Annotated in this window: 19 protein-coding genes; 12 read left to right on the forward strand and 7 right to left on the reverse strand. The window is 38.4% G+C overall.

Annotated elements, in window-relative coordinates:
* The 5 genes from ACNHOZ_RS15985 to ACNHOZ_RS16005 all read left to right on the forward strand — a co-directional run bounded on the left by ACNHOZ_RS15985 (position 1) and on the right by ACNHOZ_RS16005 (position 4,976).
* Positions 1-1,185: a pyridoxal phosphate-dependent aminotransferase gene (locus tag ACNHOZ_RS15985; protein ID WP_063247544.1), complete on the forward strand. Its 1,185-nt coding sequence runs from the start codon at positions 1-3 to the stop codon at positions 1,183-1,185.
* A 155-nt stretch (positions 1,186-1,340) separates the two neighbouring features.
* On the forward strand, positions 1,341-2,633 hold the full coding sequence (gene asnS, locus ACNHOZ_RS15990; protein WP_045293839.1) for an asparagine--tRNA ligase: 1,293 nt from the start codon (positions 1,341-1,343) through the stop codon (positions 2,631-2,633).
* Between the two features lie 336 nt (positions 2,634-2,969).
* The gene (locus ACNHOZ_RS15995; protein WP_016763459.1) at positions 2,970-3,677 is read left to right on the forward strand and encodes a DnaD domain-containing protein; all 708 of its coding nucleotides are present in this window, start codon (positions 2,970-2,972) and stop codon (positions 3,675-3,677) included.
* A gap of 140 nt (positions 3,678-3,817) precedes the next feature.
* Entirely contained in the window at positions 3,818-4,489 is a 672-nt protein-coding gene (gene nth, locus ACNHOZ_RS16000; protein WP_028414079.1) for an endonuclease III, read from the forward strand.
* Positions 4,476-4,976: a YpoC family protein gene (locus ACNHOZ_RS16005; RefSeq protein ID WP_048020002.1), complete on the forward strand. Its 501-nt coding sequence runs from the start codon at positions 4,476-4,478 to the stop codon at positions 4,974-4,976. Before nth ends, ACNHOZ_RS16005 begins: the two co-directional genes overlap by 14 nt.
* A 35-nt stretch (positions 4,977-5,011) precedes the next feature.
* Here the strand turns inward: ACNHOZ_RS16005 and ACNHOZ_RS16010 are convergent, their stop codons facing one another.
* Positions 5,012-7,849, reverse strand: a complete 2,838-nt coding sequence (locus tag ACNHOZ_RS16010) for a PBP1A family penicillin-binding protein (protein WP_447697233.1) — start codon at positions 7,847-7,849, stop codon at positions 5,012-5,014.
* Between the two features lie 63 nt (positions 7,850-7,912).
* Positions 7,913-8,512, reverse strand: coding sequence for a Holliday junction resolvase RecU (gene recU, locus ACNHOZ_RS16015; RefSeq protein WP_034266860.1), 600 nt, complete (start codon positions 8,510-8,512; stop codon positions 7,913-7,915).
* A 73-nt stretch (positions 8,513-8,585) separates the two neighbouring features.
* On the opposite strand from recU, the gene ACNHOZ_RS16020 reads away from it, so the two are divergent.
* Complete coding sequence (locus ACNHOZ_RS16020; protein ID WP_048020000.1) at positions 8,586-9,581, forward strand: DUF2515 family protein; 996 nt, start codon at positions 8,586-8,588, stop codon at positions 9,579-9,581.
* An 11-nt stretch (positions 9,582-9,592) separates the two neighbouring features.
* Here the strand turns inward: ACNHOZ_RS16020 and ACNHOZ_RS16025 are convergent, their stop codons facing one another.
* Positions 9,593-9,694: a hypothetical protein gene (locus tag ACNHOZ_RS16025; protein ID WP_016763465.1), complete on the reverse strand. Its 102-nt coding sequence runs from the start codon at positions 9,692-9,694 to the stop codon at positions 9,593-9,595.
* Between the two features lie 227 nt (positions 9,695-9,921).
* Here ACNHOZ_RS16025 and ACNHOZ_RS16030 point away from each other — a divergent pair, with 227 nt between their 5' ends.
* The gene (locus tag ACNHOZ_RS16030; RefSeq protein WP_029325131.1) at positions 9,922-10,176 is read left to right on the forward strand and encodes a hypothetical protein; all 255 of its coding nucleotides are present in this window, start codon (positions 9,922-9,924) and stop codon (positions 10,174-10,176) included.
* Positions 10,177-10,221: 45 nt separating this feature from the next.
* The gene (locus ACNHOZ_RS16035; RefSeq protein WP_013056113.1) at positions 10,222-10,572 is read left to right on the forward strand and encodes a YppE family protein; all 351 of its coding nucleotides are present in this window, start codon (positions 10,222-10,224) and stop codon (positions 10,570-10,572) included.
* 396 nt (positions 10,573-10,968) lie between these two features.
* Here ACNHOZ_RS16035 and ACNHOZ_RS16040 read toward each other — a convergent pair whose 3' ends face one another.
* Entirely contained in the window at positions 10,969-11,139 is a 171-nt protein-coding gene (locus tag ACNHOZ_RS16040) for a hypothetical protein (RefSeq protein WP_165573332.1), read from the reverse strand.
* Between the two features lie 126 nt (positions 11,140-11,265).
* Positions 11,266-11,460, reverse strand: coding sequence for a YppF family protein (locus tag ACNHOZ_RS16045; RefSeq protein WP_013056115.1), 195 nt, complete (start codon positions 11,458-11,460; stop codon positions 11,266-11,268).
* Between the two features lie 229 nt (positions 11,461-11,689).
* Between ACNHOZ_RS16045 and ACNHOZ_RS16050 the strand changes: the two genes are divergently transcribed.
* Positions 11,690-12,103, forward strand: coding sequence for a YppG family protein (locus ACNHOZ_RS16050; protein ID WP_013056116.1), 414 nt, complete (start codon positions 11,690-11,692; stop codon positions 12,101-12,103).
* A 31-nt stretch (positions 12,104-12,134) separates the two neighbouring features.
* On the opposite strand, the gene ACNHOZ_RS16055 is transcribed toward ACNHOZ_RS16050, so the two are convergent.
* Complete coding sequence (locus tag ACNHOZ_RS16055) at positions 12,135-12,281, reverse strand: hypothetical protein (RefSeq protein WP_168760479.1); 147 nt, start codon at positions 12,279-12,281, stop codon at positions 12,135-12,137.
* Between the two features lie 151 nt (positions 12,282-12,432).
* Positions 12,433-12,879, reverse strand: coding sequence for a CotG/ExsB N-terminal domain-containing protein (locus tag ACNHOZ_RS16060; protein ID WP_447697234.1), 447 nt, complete (start codon positions 12,877-12,879; stop codon positions 12,433-12,435).
* Between the two features lie 168 nt (positions 12,880-13,047).
* Between ACNHOZ_RS16060 and ACNHOZ_RS16065 the strand changes: the two genes are divergently transcribed.
* The 3 genes from ACNHOZ_RS16065 (at position 13,048) to ACNHOZ_RS16075 (ending at position 16,091) form a co-directional block, all read left to right on the forward strand.
* Complete coding sequence (locus ACNHOZ_RS16065; protein ID WP_372497472.1) at positions 13,048-14,136, forward strand: CotH kinase family protein; 1,089 nt, start codon at positions 13,048-13,050, stop codon at positions 14,134-14,136.
* A 131-nt stretch (positions 14,137-14,267) separates the two neighbouring features.
* Positions 14,268-15,359 carry a hypothetical protein gene (locus tag ACNHOZ_RS16070; RefSeq protein WP_048018479.1) on the forward strand — a complete coding sequence of 364 codons (1,092 nt, stop codon included), beginning with the start codon at positions 14,268-14,270 and terminating at the stop codon, positions 15,357-15,359.
* A 69-nt stretch (positions 15,360-15,428) separates the two neighbouring features.
* Positions 15,429-16,091, forward strand: coding sequence for a hypothetical protein (locus ACNHOZ_RS16075; RefSeq protein WP_028414069.1), 663 nt, complete (start codon positions 15,429-15,431; stop codon positions 16,089-16,091).
* Positions 16,092-16,196 lie beyond the last annotated feature (105 nt).

A 16,196-nucleotide genomic window follows, 5' to 3' on the forward strand; every position in this document is an offset into this window, starting at 1 on the left:
GTGAAGTTAGCAAAACGTGTATCAGCATTAACGCCATCATCAACATTAGCGATTACAGCAAAAGCGAAAGAATTGAAAGCGGCTGGTCATGATGTGATTGGACTTGGAGCAGGGGAACCTGATTTTAATACGCCGCAGCACATTTTAGAAGCGGCTGTTACGGCAATGAATGATGGTCAGACAAAATATACGCCAGCAGGCGGTCTTGCACCATTAAAAGAAGCGGTAATTGAAAAATTCAAACGCGATCAAGGCCTGACGTATTCACCTTCTGAAATTATTGTTTGTACAGGTGCTAAGCACGCACTGTATACGTTATTTCAAGTTCTGTTAGACGAAGGTGACGAAGTAATTATCCCAACTCCTTACTGGGTAAGTTATCCTGAGCAAGTAAAGTTAGCAGAAGGTACACCCGTATTCGTTGAAGGTTCTGAAAATAACGAATTTAAAATCACACCTGAACAATTAGAAGCGTCTATTACTGCTAAAACCAAAGCTGTTATTATCAATTCACCAAGCAACCCAACGGGTATGATTTACACAAGAGAAGAGCTTCAAGCTTTAGGAGAAGTTTGCTTGAAGCACGATATTTTTATCGTATCAGATGAAATTTATGAAAAGCTTGTATATGGTCAAAATGAACATGTATCGATTGCACAGCTTTCACCAGCGTTAAAAGAAAAAACAATTATCATTAACGGTGTTTCTAAGTCACATTCCATGACGGGCTGGCGCATTGGATATGCAGCTGGTGATGCTACATTTATTAAAGCAATGACAAACCTAGCGAGTCACAGCACGTCAAATCCAACATCTATTGCTCAATATGCAACAATCGCTGCTTATAACGGCACTCAGGAGCCGGTGGAAATGATGCGACAAGCTTTTGAAGAGCGTCTAAACGTGATTCATGAAAAGCTGATTAACATTCCAGGGTTCTCATGCTTAAAACCACAGGGTGCTTTCTATTTATTCCCTAATGCAATTGAAGCTGCAAAGTTAACTGGCTTTGATACAGTTGATGCATGGGTAGAAGCTATTTTAGAAGAAGAGAAGGTAGCGCTAGTGCCAGGATCAGGATTCGGTTCACCTGAAAACGTACGTCTTTCTTATGCTACATCACTAGATCTGCTAGAAAAGGCATTGGAACGAATTCAATCATTCATGACTCGTCATATGAAATAAAAAAGATTATATTTAAAAACAAAAGAGCCTTTTAGCACAAATCACACGTGTTAGAAGGCTCTTTTTGTTTGTTACTTGTTATTATGTTTGTCGAAATGTATAATAGGATGGCATACATAATTACGAAATGTAAGTTTTTTGGAGGGATATTAATCGTGAAAATTACGATTTCAGAAGCAAGCAAGCATGTAGGAAAAGAAGTAACAATTGGTGCTTGGTTAGCGAATAAACGTTCAAGTGGTAAAATTGCCTTTTTACAGCTGCGCGATGGATCAGGATTCATGCAAGGGGTAGTTGTAAAAGCTGAAGTAGAAGAAGAAACTTTTAAATTAGCTAAGTCTATGACGCAAGAATCATCACTATATGTAACAGGTGTAGTACGTGAAGATGAGCGCTCACCGTTTGGCTATGAGTTAACAGTTACAAGCCTTGAAGTTATTCATGAAGCTGTTGATTACCCAATTACGCCAAAAGAACATGGAACAGAGTTCTTAATGGATAACCGTCATTTATGGCTGCGTTCTAAACGTCAACATGCTGTTATGAAGGTTCGTAACGAAATCATTCGTGCAACGTATGAATTCTTTAACGAAAACGGGTTTACAAAAGTAGATCCTCCAATCCTAACAGGAAGTGCTCCTGAAGGAACAACAGAATTATTCCACACGAAATATTTTGACGAAGATGCATATCTTTCTCAAAGTGGACAGCTTTATATGGAAGCAGCGGCAATGGCGCTTGGAAAAGTATTTTCATTCGGTCCAACGTTCCGCGCTGAAAAATCTAAAACACGCCGTCATTTAATTGAGTTTTGGATGATTGAACCAGAGATGGCTTTCTACCAATTCGAAGATAACTTGAAAGTACAGGAAGAGTATGTGTCTCATGTCGTACAGTCTGTTTTAACAAACTGTAAGTTAGAGTTAAATGTACTAGGCCGTGATACATCTAAGTTAGAACAAATTAAAGCGCCATTCCCTCGTATTTCGTACGATGAGGCTCTTAAATTCTTACATGAAAAAGGATTTACAGACATTCAGTGGGGAGATGACTTTGGAGCACCGCATGAAACGGCTATCGCAGAAAGCTATGACAAGCCGGTATTCATTACACACTATCCAACGTCATTAAAACCATTTTATATGCAGCCAGATCCAACAAATGAAGACGTAGTATTATGTGCAGACTTAATCGCACCAGAAGGCTACGGAGAAATCATTGGAGGCTCTGAACGTATTCATGATCAAGAGCTTTTAGCTCAGCGTGTAGAAGAGCACAAATTAGATACAGAAACATACAAGTGGTATTTAGAGCTTCGTAAGTATGGCTCAGTTCCACATTCAGGATTTGGTTTAGGCCTTGAGCGTACAGTAGCATGGATTAGCGGCGTAGAACACGTTCGTGAAACGATTCCATTCCCACGCTTATTAAACCGTTTATACCCGTAAGGAAGTGAAAAAGTATTCTGACTCCTGTAGTCAGGATACTTTTTTAGCTTTTTTTTATGAATCATAAAAAGAAAAGAAAAACGAGGTTTTTACTTATATCACAAGGAAACAACGGCAAACATAGAAGAGAGTCTAACTTAAAAGGGAGTTGCAATTCTCGAAAAAATAAGTTAGTGTAATATTCTTGGAAGGAAGTCATCGTTCGTATATATTTTATATGTGCAGAGCAATGGTACGGTTTCAGCGGAAAGTTTTACATAGAAGCTTTTTTAGCTTCGAATAATTATTACTTTGACTATAAACTTCATGATATACTAACTACTGAGGTGTTCGGATATGAAAAAAGAAACGTTAATTGAATGGTTTGAACAAGGCACAGTTTCAATTCCGAAGCTGCTGTTTAATCACTATAGCGATTTGGGAATGAACGAAACGGAATTCATGACGTTAATGCATATTTATGTTTCCATTGAAGGCGGTGAAGGTTTCCCGACACCTAACGAATTGGCGGCAAAAATGAGTATTTCAAGTGCTGTGTGTATGGATACGCTGCGAGCATTAATTCAGCGCGGCTTTTTATCTATTGAGCAAGATCAACAGCAAAACGCCCTTATTTGTGAACGTTATTCATTAAAACCGCTTTGGGAAAAGCTTATTCATCATATGATGCAAGAAACAAGAGAAGTAGAAAAAAGCGAAGAAGAACAAGAAGAGCTTAATTTATATACAATGTTTGAAAAAGAATTTGGCAGAGCATTGTCTCCGTTTGAATGCGAAACGCTAGCGATGTGGATTGATCAAGATCATCATGACCCCATTATTATTAAAGCGGCACTAAGAGAGTCGGTGATGTCTGGAAAATTAAACTTCCGGTATATTGATCGTATTTTATTCGAATGGAAGAAAAATGGCATTCAGACCATTGATCAAGCCCGCAAGCATAGCCAAAAATTTCGTCAAAATCAACAGCCCAAAAAACTATCTTCTGTTAACCCTTCTCAGTCTACATCAGCCATTCCTTTTTTTAACTGGCTAGAGCAATGACAGGATAAAAAGCTGCTTCAAGATCCAAGTAATTGAATCTTGAAGCAGCTTTTTTAAAAGAATGTGGACAAAAGTAGCATTTGACAAGAACCCTATTGTAAAATAGGGGGGAACTACCTGTAAGAAGAAGGAGAACTAGTATGTTAACGTTAAAACAAATCAGACAGTGCCTAGATGCTATGGCAGAAATGTTTCCTGACGCTCACTGTGAGTTAAATCATCGGAATCCCTTTGATTTAGTCATTGCTGTGGCGCTATCTGCTCAGTGCACAGATGCTTTAGTCAACCGCGTAACAGCGGATTTATTCAAGAAATATCAAACGCCTGAAGACTATTTAGCCGTTTCGTTGGAAGAGCTGCAGCAAGATATTAGATCAATCGGCTTATATAGAAATAAAGCTAAAAACATTCAAAAGCTCTGCCGTATGCTCATTGATGAATACGGAGGAGAAGTTCCGAAAGATCGTGATGAGCTGACCAATCTTCCAGGAGTAGGGCGTAAGACGGCTAATGTTGTTGTATCCGTAGCTTTTGGAGTACCGTCAATAGCAGTAGACACGCATGTAGAACGTGTAAGTAAACGCCTTGGGATTTGCAGGTGGAAAGATTCCGTTTTGGAAGTAGAAAAAACGCTGATGAGAAAAATTCCGAAAGATGAATGGTCCGTTACGCATCATCGACTTATCTTCTTTGGACGCTATCACTGTAAAGCACAGTCTCCTCAATGTCATGTCTGCCCGCTTCTTGATCTTTGCCGAGAAGGAAAGAAACGAATGAAAGGAAAAGAGAAGAAGACAGATGTTACCGATTGAAGTGCCGTCACATTTCATATGCGAACCATTTTATTCAAAAGAAGATCGGGTTCTTGAATTAGATACAAAAAATGGAATAAATTATTTTGCTTATGATATTTTATACGATGTACATAAAGAAACGAAAACACCTTGGAGGGATGTTCAAAAGAACATACGGCCATTTTTTGAAAAGTGGGAAACTCAAAGGGAAGAACTGCATACGCTTTTTTCTCAGCGAAAAGCAAAAGAAGCAGCGCCTTGTATGAAACAAGCTGCTGCTATGTATATTAGTTTACTGTTTTGGATTAATGGACAGCCCGTTCGGCGTTTAAATCGGCTGCAAGAAGACATAGCGGACCTAACCTATAAGCCTATTAACTGTGCTGAGAGACTTATGTTTTTGCTGCAGCGAGTTTCTTCTTATCAAGCGTATATTCAGCTGACAGAATTATTTAATGAGCTGCGTAAGCAGTATGCAAAAATGCTTATTCTTCACAAGAAATAAAGCCCCTACACGTGTAGGGGCTTTTTACTGCTGCGTTAATTTTCAGTTGTTGGCTCTTGCTGCGGTGTAGCAGGTGTTGACGGCGTTGATGGTGTAGCAGGAGTTTGTGGTGTTTGACTTCCTGAGTCACTTCCACCGTTGTCTGCTGGAGGAGTTGTTGCGCCTCCGTTATTATTGTTGTTGTTGCTGCTATTACCATCGTTAGCATTGCCGCTATCGTTATTGTTATTGTTATTGTTATTATCGGTATTGCCGCTATTGCTACCGCTGCTATTGCTGCCATTATTGCTGTTTTGGTTATCATCCGGCTGAGTAGATGAATCGTCACCTTGATCAGAGCCGTTGTTTTGATCAGTGCTGCTATTATCTTCATTTTGATTATCGTCCGTTGTTCCGTCATCTTCAGGCTTAGTAGAATCATCTTCGGTAGCTTGATCTGATGAATCAGGGACTTTTACAGAAGAACTAGCGCTTTGGCCCGTATTTGTTGTTACGGTGAAACTATACGTTGCGCCTGGTGCTGGGTTGGAAATTGTTTTTCCACCGGCTCCTGCGCCAGATGCGAGTTGTTCAGAACCGTTAGGAGATGACATTGTGACTGTAAAGGTTGTATCACTGGCTGCGTTTGACGCTGACCAGTTAACTGAAATTGCTCCTCCGCTATACGAAGCAGTAATTTTTGGCTTCACATCTTTATTGTCTTTTTTCTCTTTTTTGTCCTCTTTTTTATCTTCTTTCTTTTCTTCTTTTTCTTTTTTCACAAACGTTTGAGATACTTTGGTCGGTGCAGTACCGCGCACAAAGTATTCTTTCGTAATTAAGCTCGAAGGAGTAGAGCCGCTTGGGCGTTTTAAGTCTTTGCCCGTTGGTTTTTCCACGGAACGTTCAACTACGCTGTCCGGCTGCTTGAAACTTCCTTTAGGTTTGCCTTCAGAAATATGAGTAATAACATGCTTAAAGATATTTTTTGCCATGCCTGTTTCATTAGGACTTAAAATATAGCCGTCTTTAGCAGTTTCATAGCCTGTCCATACGGAAATCGTATAGTTTGGCGTAAATCCATTAAACCAAACGTCTTTTTCACCAGCGTCTGGAATATTGTATCGTTGCTTTTCTGCAGCACTAAAGTTCGAAGTTCCCGTTTTACCCGCAATTTCTAATCCTGGTGTACGAACAGCACGAGCTGTACCATATGATTCGTTTACAACAGATTTCATCATGTCCGTCATCATAAATGCCGTGTAATCTTGCATTGCGCGTTTTGGTTTTGGCGTTAAATCAATTTCTGTTCCATCAGGGAATTTTACCTTTGTCACCGTATGCGGTGCATTGTACATACCTTCATTTGCAAAAGCACTATAGGCTCCAGCCATTTGCAGAGGTGTAACACCTGTACGGAAGCCTCCGATAGAATAAGATTCAGAATAAGCTTCGCCGTCTTCTTCATCTAATTTTAGCCCAAGGCCTGTAGCGAACTCTTTTGCTTTGTCCGCACCGGTTGCTTGGAACGCTTTTAAAGCAGGGATGTTCAGTGAACGTCCTAAAGCTTCACGCGCTGAAACCCAACCTTTATAGTTGCGTCCAAAATTTCGGATTGGCGTGCCGTTTGAATAATGATATTCTTCATCTTTTAGCGGTTGTCCAGTAGACCACTTTAAGTTCTCAATCGCTGGACCGTAATCTAAGATCGGCTTAATTGTTGAGCCGGGCTGGCGTCTCATATTTGTTGCAAAGTTCAAGCCGCCTGACACGCGGTTACGTCCGCCTCCAATTGCTTGAATACCGCCTGTTTCATTATCTACAACGACAAGACCTGCTTGGAATTTATCGTTCGGGAAGTTGACTACTTTGTTATTCATCACATCATCTACATAGTCCTGAGCATTCGTGTCAAGCGTTGTATAAATTTCTAAGCCCGCAGAAAATGGATCCGCGTCTGTTTTCTTTTTTACTTCCTCGATTACTTGATCAATAAATACATCGTACTTAGATGTTGATTCAGTTTGTTTAGCTAAGTGAGCCTGTACATCTACTTGTTTTGCTTTGTCGGCCTCGGCTTGTGTAATGAAGCCGTTTTTAGCCATTAAGTTTAATACTGTGTTACGGCGTTTAGTAGCATTCTCTGGGTTTGTAACTGGGTTATAAGTAGTTGGCGCTTTTGGTAAGCCTGCCAACATAGCAGCTTCATCAAGAGTTAAATCTTTTACGCTTTTAACTCCGTAAAATTTCTCAGCTGCTCGTTCAATACCGTATACTTCACCTGATGCGAAATATATTTTGTTTAAATACATTTCAAGAATTTGTTGCTTCGAATATTTGCGCTCAAGTTGGTAAGCTAACCACATTTCTTGTACTTTACGTTTAACCGTCTTCTTTGGTGATAAGAACGAATTCTTTACCACTTGCTGAGTAATCGTACTACCGCCCTCAGCACCGAAGCCGTTTTTAAAGTTCGCCATTAATGCTCCGCCAATACGGTAAAAGTCGACGCCGTGATGTTTATAAAAACGAACGTCTTCCGTAGCGATAAATGCGTTTTTGACGACTTGAGGGATTTCATCGTATTGCACATATGTACGTTTTTGAGCTCCAATTTCTTTTACAACTGTTTTTCCATCGTTTGCATATACTTTAGATGAAAAAGAGTTTTTTAATACCGAGTCATCAACTTTTGGAGCATCGCTTATCATAGCAAAAAAAGTTCCCACTCCGGCAATGAGCCCGATGATTCCTATCAGTAAAACTGCGGCAACAATTTTACGAAATAGGCCTCCTTTTTTCTTCTTTTTCGGTTTTCCTTGAGATTTACCTTCTGGTTTGTTGTCATTCATAGCTCTTCGTCGTTCTTCACGAGAGCGATAATTATCTGACATAAAAACTCCTACCTTTCAACGCATTGTAAGAGAATGATTTCCGTAAACATATATATCATACTCTTAAAAGTATAATTTATCTATAGTTTTTATGTAATCGATTCTCGGATGGTAACCAAGTTCGATGAAATGCCCTTTTTTTTCAATATCTGCCTTAGGGATTGATTTTCGTCCATCTTTTTTCATGGCATCCCAATAAGGAAAAAGGAACTGTGCTTCGAACAAGTATATTTCTTGTAAAGTAGAGAACATTAATATAACGAAACAAACCCCGTTTTGTTTCACAATTTGCTTCATATGTTCAATTTGATGTTCATGAAAATTACGCAGAGGAAATGAGGTTTTATTTCTCGTTTCTTTTGCTTCAAAGTCAAGGTGTTTTCCTTTATAGATTCCATTATAGTCTGTAGTAGAAGCCTGCTTAAAATAAGCTTCTTTGATAACAGCGGCACTTCTCTTCGGATAGTCTACTTTTACAATTTGAACAGGGGTTGGTTTTTTGTGAACAATGGCTATTCCTTTTGAAACATAGTATTCGTTTGTTTCGTTTAAATCGTCCTCCAGCGTCATACCACGATTGCTATAGCTAGCTTCTAGCTTTTTAGGGGAAGGACTGCTGGTATTCAATGGCTTATAGGCCTTTCCGTTAGGATAGCGAATCATAACCATCACTCCTTTAGTGTAAATCTATTAAACAAACAAATTCTATTATACCAAATCCTACAAATAAAAATAGATGAAAGAAGATGAAGAGATGTCACTCAATAGTTCGGAACAAGCGCTGTTGACGGCGATTAAAAAAACAACAGACAAGCTGAATATTGATAATATATCAAGAACCCAAGCTTATGCAACTTTTTATCATAGATATCCTGAAGTAAAGTGGGCATTTCTCGCAAGTATGGTATCGCGCAACGCAGGGTGGAATATGTGTGATTTGCAAGGAGAACCAATGAAAAAAGCGTTATCAAAGCAAACGCGCGATTTATTATTTTTGACGTATGAAAGAGCAAATTGGCTTATTTTTAAAGATGCCTTCCCGCAATTACTATTGTATGCCGTTTCGCGTAAAAAACATGTCTCTTACGTTCATTTACTTCCCTATTTAAATGTTTCATCTTTTATCGAAGAAAAGTGGAGGCAATTTATGCAGAAACCTTCTGAACTGCAGCTTATTCATGCGTTAATTGTAAATGAGCAGCACGTTATTCAAAAGCCCGTTATTGAACAGCCTTTTTATCAAGACAGAGTATTTAAAAGTGCGCTGTTTTTTTTTCAAGATATATTCCACTTTAGTTCCGTCCTTTTTCCTACTACAAAAGGGGAGCTATACGGTTGTTCTGTTCATGATTTTACAAAAGTAAATAATCGGATTGATTTGGGGAAGAAATTAGGGGCTTTATTATTTCATGAAAAGTATTATCCCTTGTTTTATGAATTTTCTTTGAAAACAAAGCATACGGGTTCGAGACACGATTATGAGCAGTATTTTGTGGATGAAACCAGTTGCTGTACACCTGCACTTCGAAAGGTGTATCCGGCTATTAGCCATCATGAAAAAAAGAGAGAAAAGTGGTTTTTAACAAAAAAAGAGGAACACAAGCTGATGAAAAAGCCGCCTTTTCCAAAGAAAGTTCATTTTACAAAGTGGTATCTTCAAAAGCAAAAGCAGCTGCATATATTAATGAAAGTAGCGCAAGTAGTTAATGTAAATAAAAACGGCCACAAGTGACCGTTTTGTTCTTAAGTAGAAGGCTGGTTAGGACCGTTTAACTTTTTAGGATCACCGTAGGTTTTTGTTTCAGGCTTATTTTTAGGCTGTGATTTTTGCTGTTTGTTGGCCATATCTAGGCACCTCCTATCATGTTGTAATGAACGTTCAGCAGCAGAATGTATCTCCTTAGCTGAAATGTCTATACTAGTGTTTTCAATATGTTCTCTTTCGATTCACCCTAAATGAAAATGTCGAAAACATCTTTCTTTGACGAATAGAAACTAGTTTTGTCATGTGTGAAGGGACATTGAATAAAAAAGAGAATACGTTATGCAAAGGAAAATTTGGAGGGATGGCGATGAAACAAAGTATGGTTAAAACAAGCGAAATGATGACTTTATTAGATAGCTTACTAGAGCAAGTAGATCTAGTGGATAAAACGATGTCTACATCTATAAATGAAGCATTTACACATTGTGAAGAAACATATATGGAACAAGTTCATCGCATTGACCAATCACTGCAAGAAATTGAAGTAGCTGTGTATGAAAGCATGCCTTCCGAAACAGAATGGAGTAGAAGCCGAAGAGAAATGGTTCTTCATACAGTATAAAGATTGTTTATGTTACAATAGTCATCGTAGAGGTGACGAATAACGATGAATGAAGATGTGAAAAAAAGTACGGAAATCATGTTTCAATATAATGAAGTAGCTGTAGAACGATTAGCGTCTATTCAACAGGAAGAAAATTATGAAGTTAAATTTTTTGAAGAAGTAAAACCTTATGGAGATATTTTCTTCAAAGAACTTGATGAATGGGCTAGTCTCGTAACGGAATGGCTGAAGAAAGAGCGACCAAAATATATTCATGTTAATCAAGTGGAGACGTTAAAAGAAAATTTACAAAACGTTGTACTACAGTCATTTTATCCAGAGACGCGAGAAAAGCGATTTAAAAAGATGTATCACTCAAATAAGTATGTGCTCGAGTCGATATTGAATAATTAATCCCGGCCTTCCGTTAAGATCTACAAGGTGGGGATTTTCTATGTATGAAATGGTAACAAAAGTATATTACTCGAATTTAAAAACGAACTATCGATCATTTTTTTGATTCGTAGTTCGTTTTTTTTGATTATTAGCATAGGTTTCATCTGTTTCGTTCCTTCGAGTAGTTGATTTGAGGGCAAGGCAAAGACTCCTGCGGGAAAAGTGGAACAGATGAGACCCCGCAGAAGCGCAAGCGACGAGGAGGCTCATCGACCGCCCGCGGAAAGCGAAGCCTTGCATGGAGATCAACTGCGGTGTCATAAGCGATTCAGCTCATGTATCCCATTTGTTCGTTTCTAGATTGGATTCATTTTTGTTATGTCCCAGCCTCTTTTTATCATGATCAATAAAAAGTTAATCAAAATCTTTTTGAGATTGGATAGAAACAGCTGGGTGATCTTGTGAAGCGACTGTATCGATATGATAATCAACTTTTTCGGTATGTTTAGAAGCAACGGCGTTATTTGTTTTATTTACTGCACTTTGTCCCTGTTTTTTGTGATCAAAATGTTTTCCACGACTCATGAGATAGACCTCCTTTATTGAATACTACGTTAAAGCTTTTATAGTATAAACAAGTCAAAAAAGAAGTATGTGTCCACTTTAAAGGAAACAAAGAAACCACCGATTTCTCGGTGGTAGTAAAAAAAATTAATCGTCTTGTGCACTAAAATCGGGCTTAGTAGCTCCAATTTGTTCGAGTTCACGTACAGCGGCTTTGTAATTCATAGGAGTTAAAAAACCTTTTAAATACTGCTGCTGAGCAAAATCGAGTAATTCATTACTTGACTGCGGCTCATACTGTTTCACCGCTATAAAAGCTTCTTGAAGTTCGTTCACATACATGTAAATTCCCTCCTAATCCCCATTTGTGCCACTACGTATCGTAGTATCACTTGTTCTTATCGTACCATATATTTGAATAATCTCGTTTTTTTGAAAAATTTAAACTTTCGACAGAAACCTACATATTTTTGAATACGTTCTCCAAAAGTACAAGTAGACGAACGTCACCTCTTATTTCTGCATACATACTATATATTATGTAATATTAAAAAGGAGGTATTGATTTTGCATGTATACAAGTAAGCACTATCCGTATTATGAGCAACATCAACCAGAACGTTTTGATTTAAGTCAGGTACATCCATTTCCACAGTATCACCAGCAGCCATGGACGGAAGCTTATATGCCGCAACATCCTTACGCTCAGCAACAAATGCCTTTTGGCCCTCAGCAAATTCCCTATATGAACGGAATGTACCAGCAGCCCATGTACAATAATGCAGGTGCGCCTTTTAATCCATACCCTAAAGCTCAGCAGCAAAAGCCTCAGCCATCTCAATTTCAGTCATTAATGTCTCAGTTTAAATCGAGTGATGGCAATTACGATATGAACAAGATGATGAATACTGCCGGGCAGATGATGGGAGCTATGAACCAATTAACATCCTTAGTAAAAGGATTTTCCGGGATTTTCAAAGTATAAGGACTAGAAGGTGTTTTCTAGTCCCTGCTTACTATTTTTTCTTTTGATTTTTCAAATAGGTTTCTCCAAGAAGTGCAAATACTTCATTGTAAGTTAGTCCAGACTGCGCATTTAAACGTTTGATTTCTTCGACATCTGTGGTTGATGAAGTTAAAATTCGATGCTTATTTTTTTTCATAAAAGCTCTCCTTTTCTATTTCTATGTAAAATGAATAACGCTCCATCTTAGTATATTTCCAAATGTGCACCTTCTATAAGTGGAAAAAAACGCCGAAGACATTCGTAGTTCTTCGGCGTTTTTTTGCAATAAAGATGAGTGTTTAGAGAAATTAAGAGCGGCGAGTAGAACGACGAGAGCGGCGAGTAGAACGACGAGAGCGGCGAGTAGAACGACGAGAGCGGCGAGTAGAACGACGAGAGCGGCGAGTAGAACGGCGAGAGCGGCGAGTAGAACGGCGAGAGCGGCGAGTAGAACGGCGAGAACGGCGAGTAGAACGACGAGAGCGGCGAGAGCGGCGAGTAGAACGGCGAGAACGGCGAGTAGAACGACGAGAACGGCGAGTAGAACGACGAGAGCGGCGAGTAGAACGACGAGAGCGGCGAGAAGAGCGACGCGTACCGCGGGTAGAACGGCGAGAGCTGCGGCCAGTGCTACGAGAAGAGCGACGTGGCTTTGTTAGTGGACCGGCAGTTGGCTCTTGAAACATAAAAGATTTCAGTTCTGTACATTCTAGGGCTTCAGCAGCCTCTTTAATTTTTTCAGGTGTAATATGCAATACAAAAACCTCCTTGTCAATTGGACTAGGTCTTGCATTAATAGAATACGCGATGATGCTTGTCCTTGATATGAGTCAAAAGTGGAGTTTGCGGAAATAGTTGATGCTGCGGGGTATCATGGAGAATTTACCCTTCATATACTTTAATAATTGAAGAAAGGTGGTCGAATCATGAAGCAAAAAGAAATCCCTCAATACGCTCTGTTTGTGAATGTAAAAGATTTAAAGGAAATGCAAAGAGATATTTGGTCAGAAGAAGCGGTTCAGGCAACGATGAAGTTTAACAAAAAACGCTACGATATTGATTTGCTCCTAAGAGGCTCCCATATTCGGAAGATGAAGAAAAAGTCATATTATATTGAATTTTATTCTCCGAAAATATTTCAGCGCGCCAAAGAAATACACCTAAACGCTGAATACAAAGATCCATCGCTTATGCGCAACAAATTGTCCCTCGATTTTTTCTCTTCTTTAGATGTTTTATCTCCCCACTCTCAGTTTGTCACTCTTAAGATTAATGGGAAAAATGAAGGAATATATCTTCAGCTCGAATCGGTAGATGAACTATTTTTGAAAAAAAGAAATTTAGCGGATGGATCTATATTTTATGCAGTAGACGGAGATGCTAATTTTTCTTTGATGAGCGATTTGGATAAAAAGCCAAAAACAACTTTGTTATCTGGATATGAAGATAAAGCAGTGAGAGAAGGAGACGAGGAAAAATTAGAAAAGTTTATATTTAATCTTAATACATGGACAAATACAGAATTCGAACAGAATATTGAGAAGTACCTGAACGTCGACCGCTACTTATCTTGGTTAGTCGGTATTATTTGTATGCAGAATTACGACGGTTTTGTCCATAACTATGCGCTCTATCTAAATCATGAAAGCGGGCGCTTTGAACTGATTCCATGGGATTATGATGCAACTTGGGGAAGAGATGTAAATGGAAAAGTAATGGAAGGAGACTATGTACGTGCACAAGGATTTAATACGCTTACAGCTCGATTACTGGCGGTGAACAGCATTAAAAAGCGATATATTAAAAAAATGAACAATGTTCTAAATAATCAATTTACAATAGAATACATGAAACCAATCATTTATCAACTGCATGATTATATTGCTCCATATGTATTAAAAGATCCTTACGTAAAAGATAACTTGGAGCAATTCCATAAGGAACCAGACCTTATGCTTTCTTTCGTAAAAGACCGAACAGCGTACATTAAAAGTCATCTTTTTGATTTTTGAATTTTACTAGACTGATAGGCAAAAGTGGAATTTAAGAATAATAGGCAAATGCAGGAAGACAATAGCTGTACATGATACGTATATATACATTATGAATGACCAATAAGGACAATTAATAAGGAGGAAAAATAATGAGTAACTATTACTACGACCAAAATCAAGACCAAACTCAAAATGCCAATCGTAGTCGCGCTCGTAAAGTTCAACAATCTGAAAGCACGGGCTACTCTGCCCACTTTAAACCATTAAAAGGGAGAGTAGTAACTGTCTATCGCGGGGGGCCTGAATCTAAAACGGGATATTTAATCGACGTTCAATCAGATTATTTAACACTTGCTCTTGAAACAAAACAAAATAACAATCAGCAAAATAATCAACCGGCGCAGCTTATTCCACAACAGCAATATACATTTATTTATTACCAGCTCGCTCATGTTAAAAGCATTACAGAGGATACAAAGTCTAATTCCGCGCAAACATTTTCTGGATTTAATAGTGAAGTAGAACTGCACAGAGCCAACACATTTGCAGGCACTTTATTATTGATGAAAGATAAACAAGTGCAAATAAATCAAGGAGGGCCAGAGAAAAAATTGGGTAAGATCCTTGATGTATTAGGCTCATTTGAATCTGCGTATGTCGTATTACTAACAGAAGATGACGGCGTCGTTTATATCAATGTAGAGCACATAAAGAGTGTAAGTGAAGTTGTAAGCAAAAATACGCCTGTTGTTCCGCAAAACCCATTATTAGTTGAAGAAACACCTGAGTATATTAAAGCGAAAAGTTTCAATGAACTGTTTGAAGAGTTTTCGCATAGATGGGTAGCTATTAACGGTGGAGGGCCAGAGGCTGTAGAAGGTGTGTTAGTTCAAAGTCGCAATGGGAACTTTACTCTTGTACAAAATAATCAAGTTTTACGTTTACAACCAAGACACGTAAAAACCATTGCCTTAGGATCAAAAGGATCTTTCAAGCAAAATGAAGAAAATTCTGAGCAAAATGGAGATACAAATGAAGAAGATTCTGTGCAAGAATCAACTACTGTAGATAGAACCGGAGGTCGCACGGATGGCCGTACTGGAGACCGTACCGGAAGACGTACAGGAAGACGTACAGGAGGTCGCACAGACGATCGCTCGGGAGGTCGCCGTACGGGTTCACGCTCTTCAACACCAGGTGAAAAAGTTATTAAAACGAAAAATTATCGTTGGAAAGCATGACGAACTGGAACGTAAAAGGTGCTTATAAAGCACCTTTTCTATCATATAGGAAAAAGGAGGAGAATGAGAATGAGTATGAATCATTATATTGATAAAATTGTTGAAGTCGATATATCAGGGAAAACAACGTTTATAGGAAAACTTGTTGATCTAGGGTTAGATGTAATGGTTTTATATAATGGACATGATTATTTGTATATTCCTCTTTTACACATACATCGCTTGCGAGAAGTTTCAGAAGAAGATTATACGCCTTTACGGACAATAGAAGAAAATTTAATAGAAGAAAGCCAGCGGATTTCTTATCGTAATATTTTACAGCAGGCAAAAGGGAAATTTATTGAAATTTATGTAACGGGAGGGAAATCATTGCATGGCTATATCACAAGCGTGCTGAATGATTATCTTGTGTTTTATTCTCCAGTGTATAAAAATGTCTTTGTTTCTCTGCATCATTTGAAATGGCTTACCCCTTACAGTAATGAGTTAACCCCTTATTCTTTAAGTGACAAAGAGCTCCCCGTAAGGCCCGCCTCTGCACCTTTTGTCAGAAACTTTGAAGAGCAGCTTAAAAAATATGAAAATCAACTGGTCGTATTAGATTTAGGGGATCAATCAGAAAAGATTGGTGTACTTAAAGAAGTTTCTAACAATATTGTTGAACTAATTACGGCAAATGGAGAAAGTATGTATTGGAAGTTAGCTCACGTAAAATCTGTGCACTTGCCTTAGAAAAAGAGACCTTGGTGTCGTCTCTTTTTTTATGTGCTTATCAGGACAAGTATATTGAATAAACAAATGAGATGATTTAAATTTTTTAGAAAATTATGTTGACAA

The sequence above is a fragment of the Priestia sp. D51 genome, assembly GCF_053345675.1.

Excerpts from the sequence above, each read along its gene's own strand:
- ACNHOZ_RS15995 (WP_016763459.1), top strand. The coding sequence starts at position 2,970 with ATGAAAAAAGAAACGTTAATTGAATGGTTTGAACAAGGCACAGTTTCA.
- nth (WP_028414079.1), top strand. The coding sequence starts at position 3,818 with ATGTTAACGTTAAAACAAATCAGACAGTGCCTAGATGCTATGGCAGAA.
- ACNHOZ_RS16005 (WP_048020002.1), top strand. The coding sequence starts at position 4,476 with ATGTTACCGATTGAAGTGCCGTCACATTTCATATGCGAACCATTTTAT.
- ACNHOZ_RS16010 (WP_447697233.1), bottom strand. The coding sequence starts at position 7,849 with ATGTCAGATAATTATCGCTCTCGTGAAGAACGACGAAGAGCTATGAAT.
- recU (WP_034266860.1), bottom strand. The coding sequence starts at position 8,512 with ATGATTCGCTATCCTAACGGAAAGGCCTATAAGCCATTGAATACCAGC.
- ACNHOZ_RS16020 (WP_048020000.1), top strand. The coding sequence starts at position 8,586 with ATGAAAGAAGATGAAGAGATGTCACTCAATAGTTCGGAACAAGCGCTG.
- ACNHOZ_RS16025 (WP_016763465.1), bottom strand. The coding sequence starts at position 9,694 with ATGGCCAACAAACAGCAAAAATCACAGCCTAAAAATAAGCCTGAAACA.
- ACNHOZ_RS16030 (WP_029325131.1), top strand. The coding sequence starts at position 9,922 with ATGAAACAAAGTATGGTTAAAACAAGCGAAATGATGACTTTATTAGAT.
- ACNHOZ_RS16035 (WP_013056113.1), top strand. The coding sequence starts at position 10,222 with ATGAATGAAGATGTGAAAAAAAGTACGGAAATCATGTTTCAATATAAT.
- ACNHOZ_RS16040 (WP_165573332.1), bottom strand. The coding sequence starts at position 11,139 with ATGAGTCGTGGAAAACATTTTGATCACAAAAAACAGGGACAAAGTGCA.
- ACNHOZ_RS16045 (WP_013056115.1), bottom strand. The coding sequence starts at position 11,460 with ATGTATGTGAACGAACTTCAAGAAGCTTTTATAGCGGTGAAACAGTAT.
- ACNHOZ_RS16050 (WP_013056116.1), top strand. The coding sequence starts at position 11,690 with ATGTATACAAGTAAGCACTATCCGTATTATGAGCAACATCAACCAGAA.
- ACNHOZ_RS16055 (WP_168760479.1), bottom strand. The coding sequence starts at position 12,281 with ATGAAAAAAAATAAGCATCGAATTTTAACTTCATCAACCACAGATGTC.
- ACNHOZ_RS16070 (WP_048018479.1), top strand. The coding sequence starts at position 14,268 with ATGAGTAACTATTACTACGACCAAAATCAAGACCAAACTCAAAATGCC.
- ACNHOZ_RS16075 (WP_028414069.1), top strand. The coding sequence starts at position 15,429 with ATGAGTATGAATCATTATATTGATAAAATTGTTGAAGTCGATATATCA.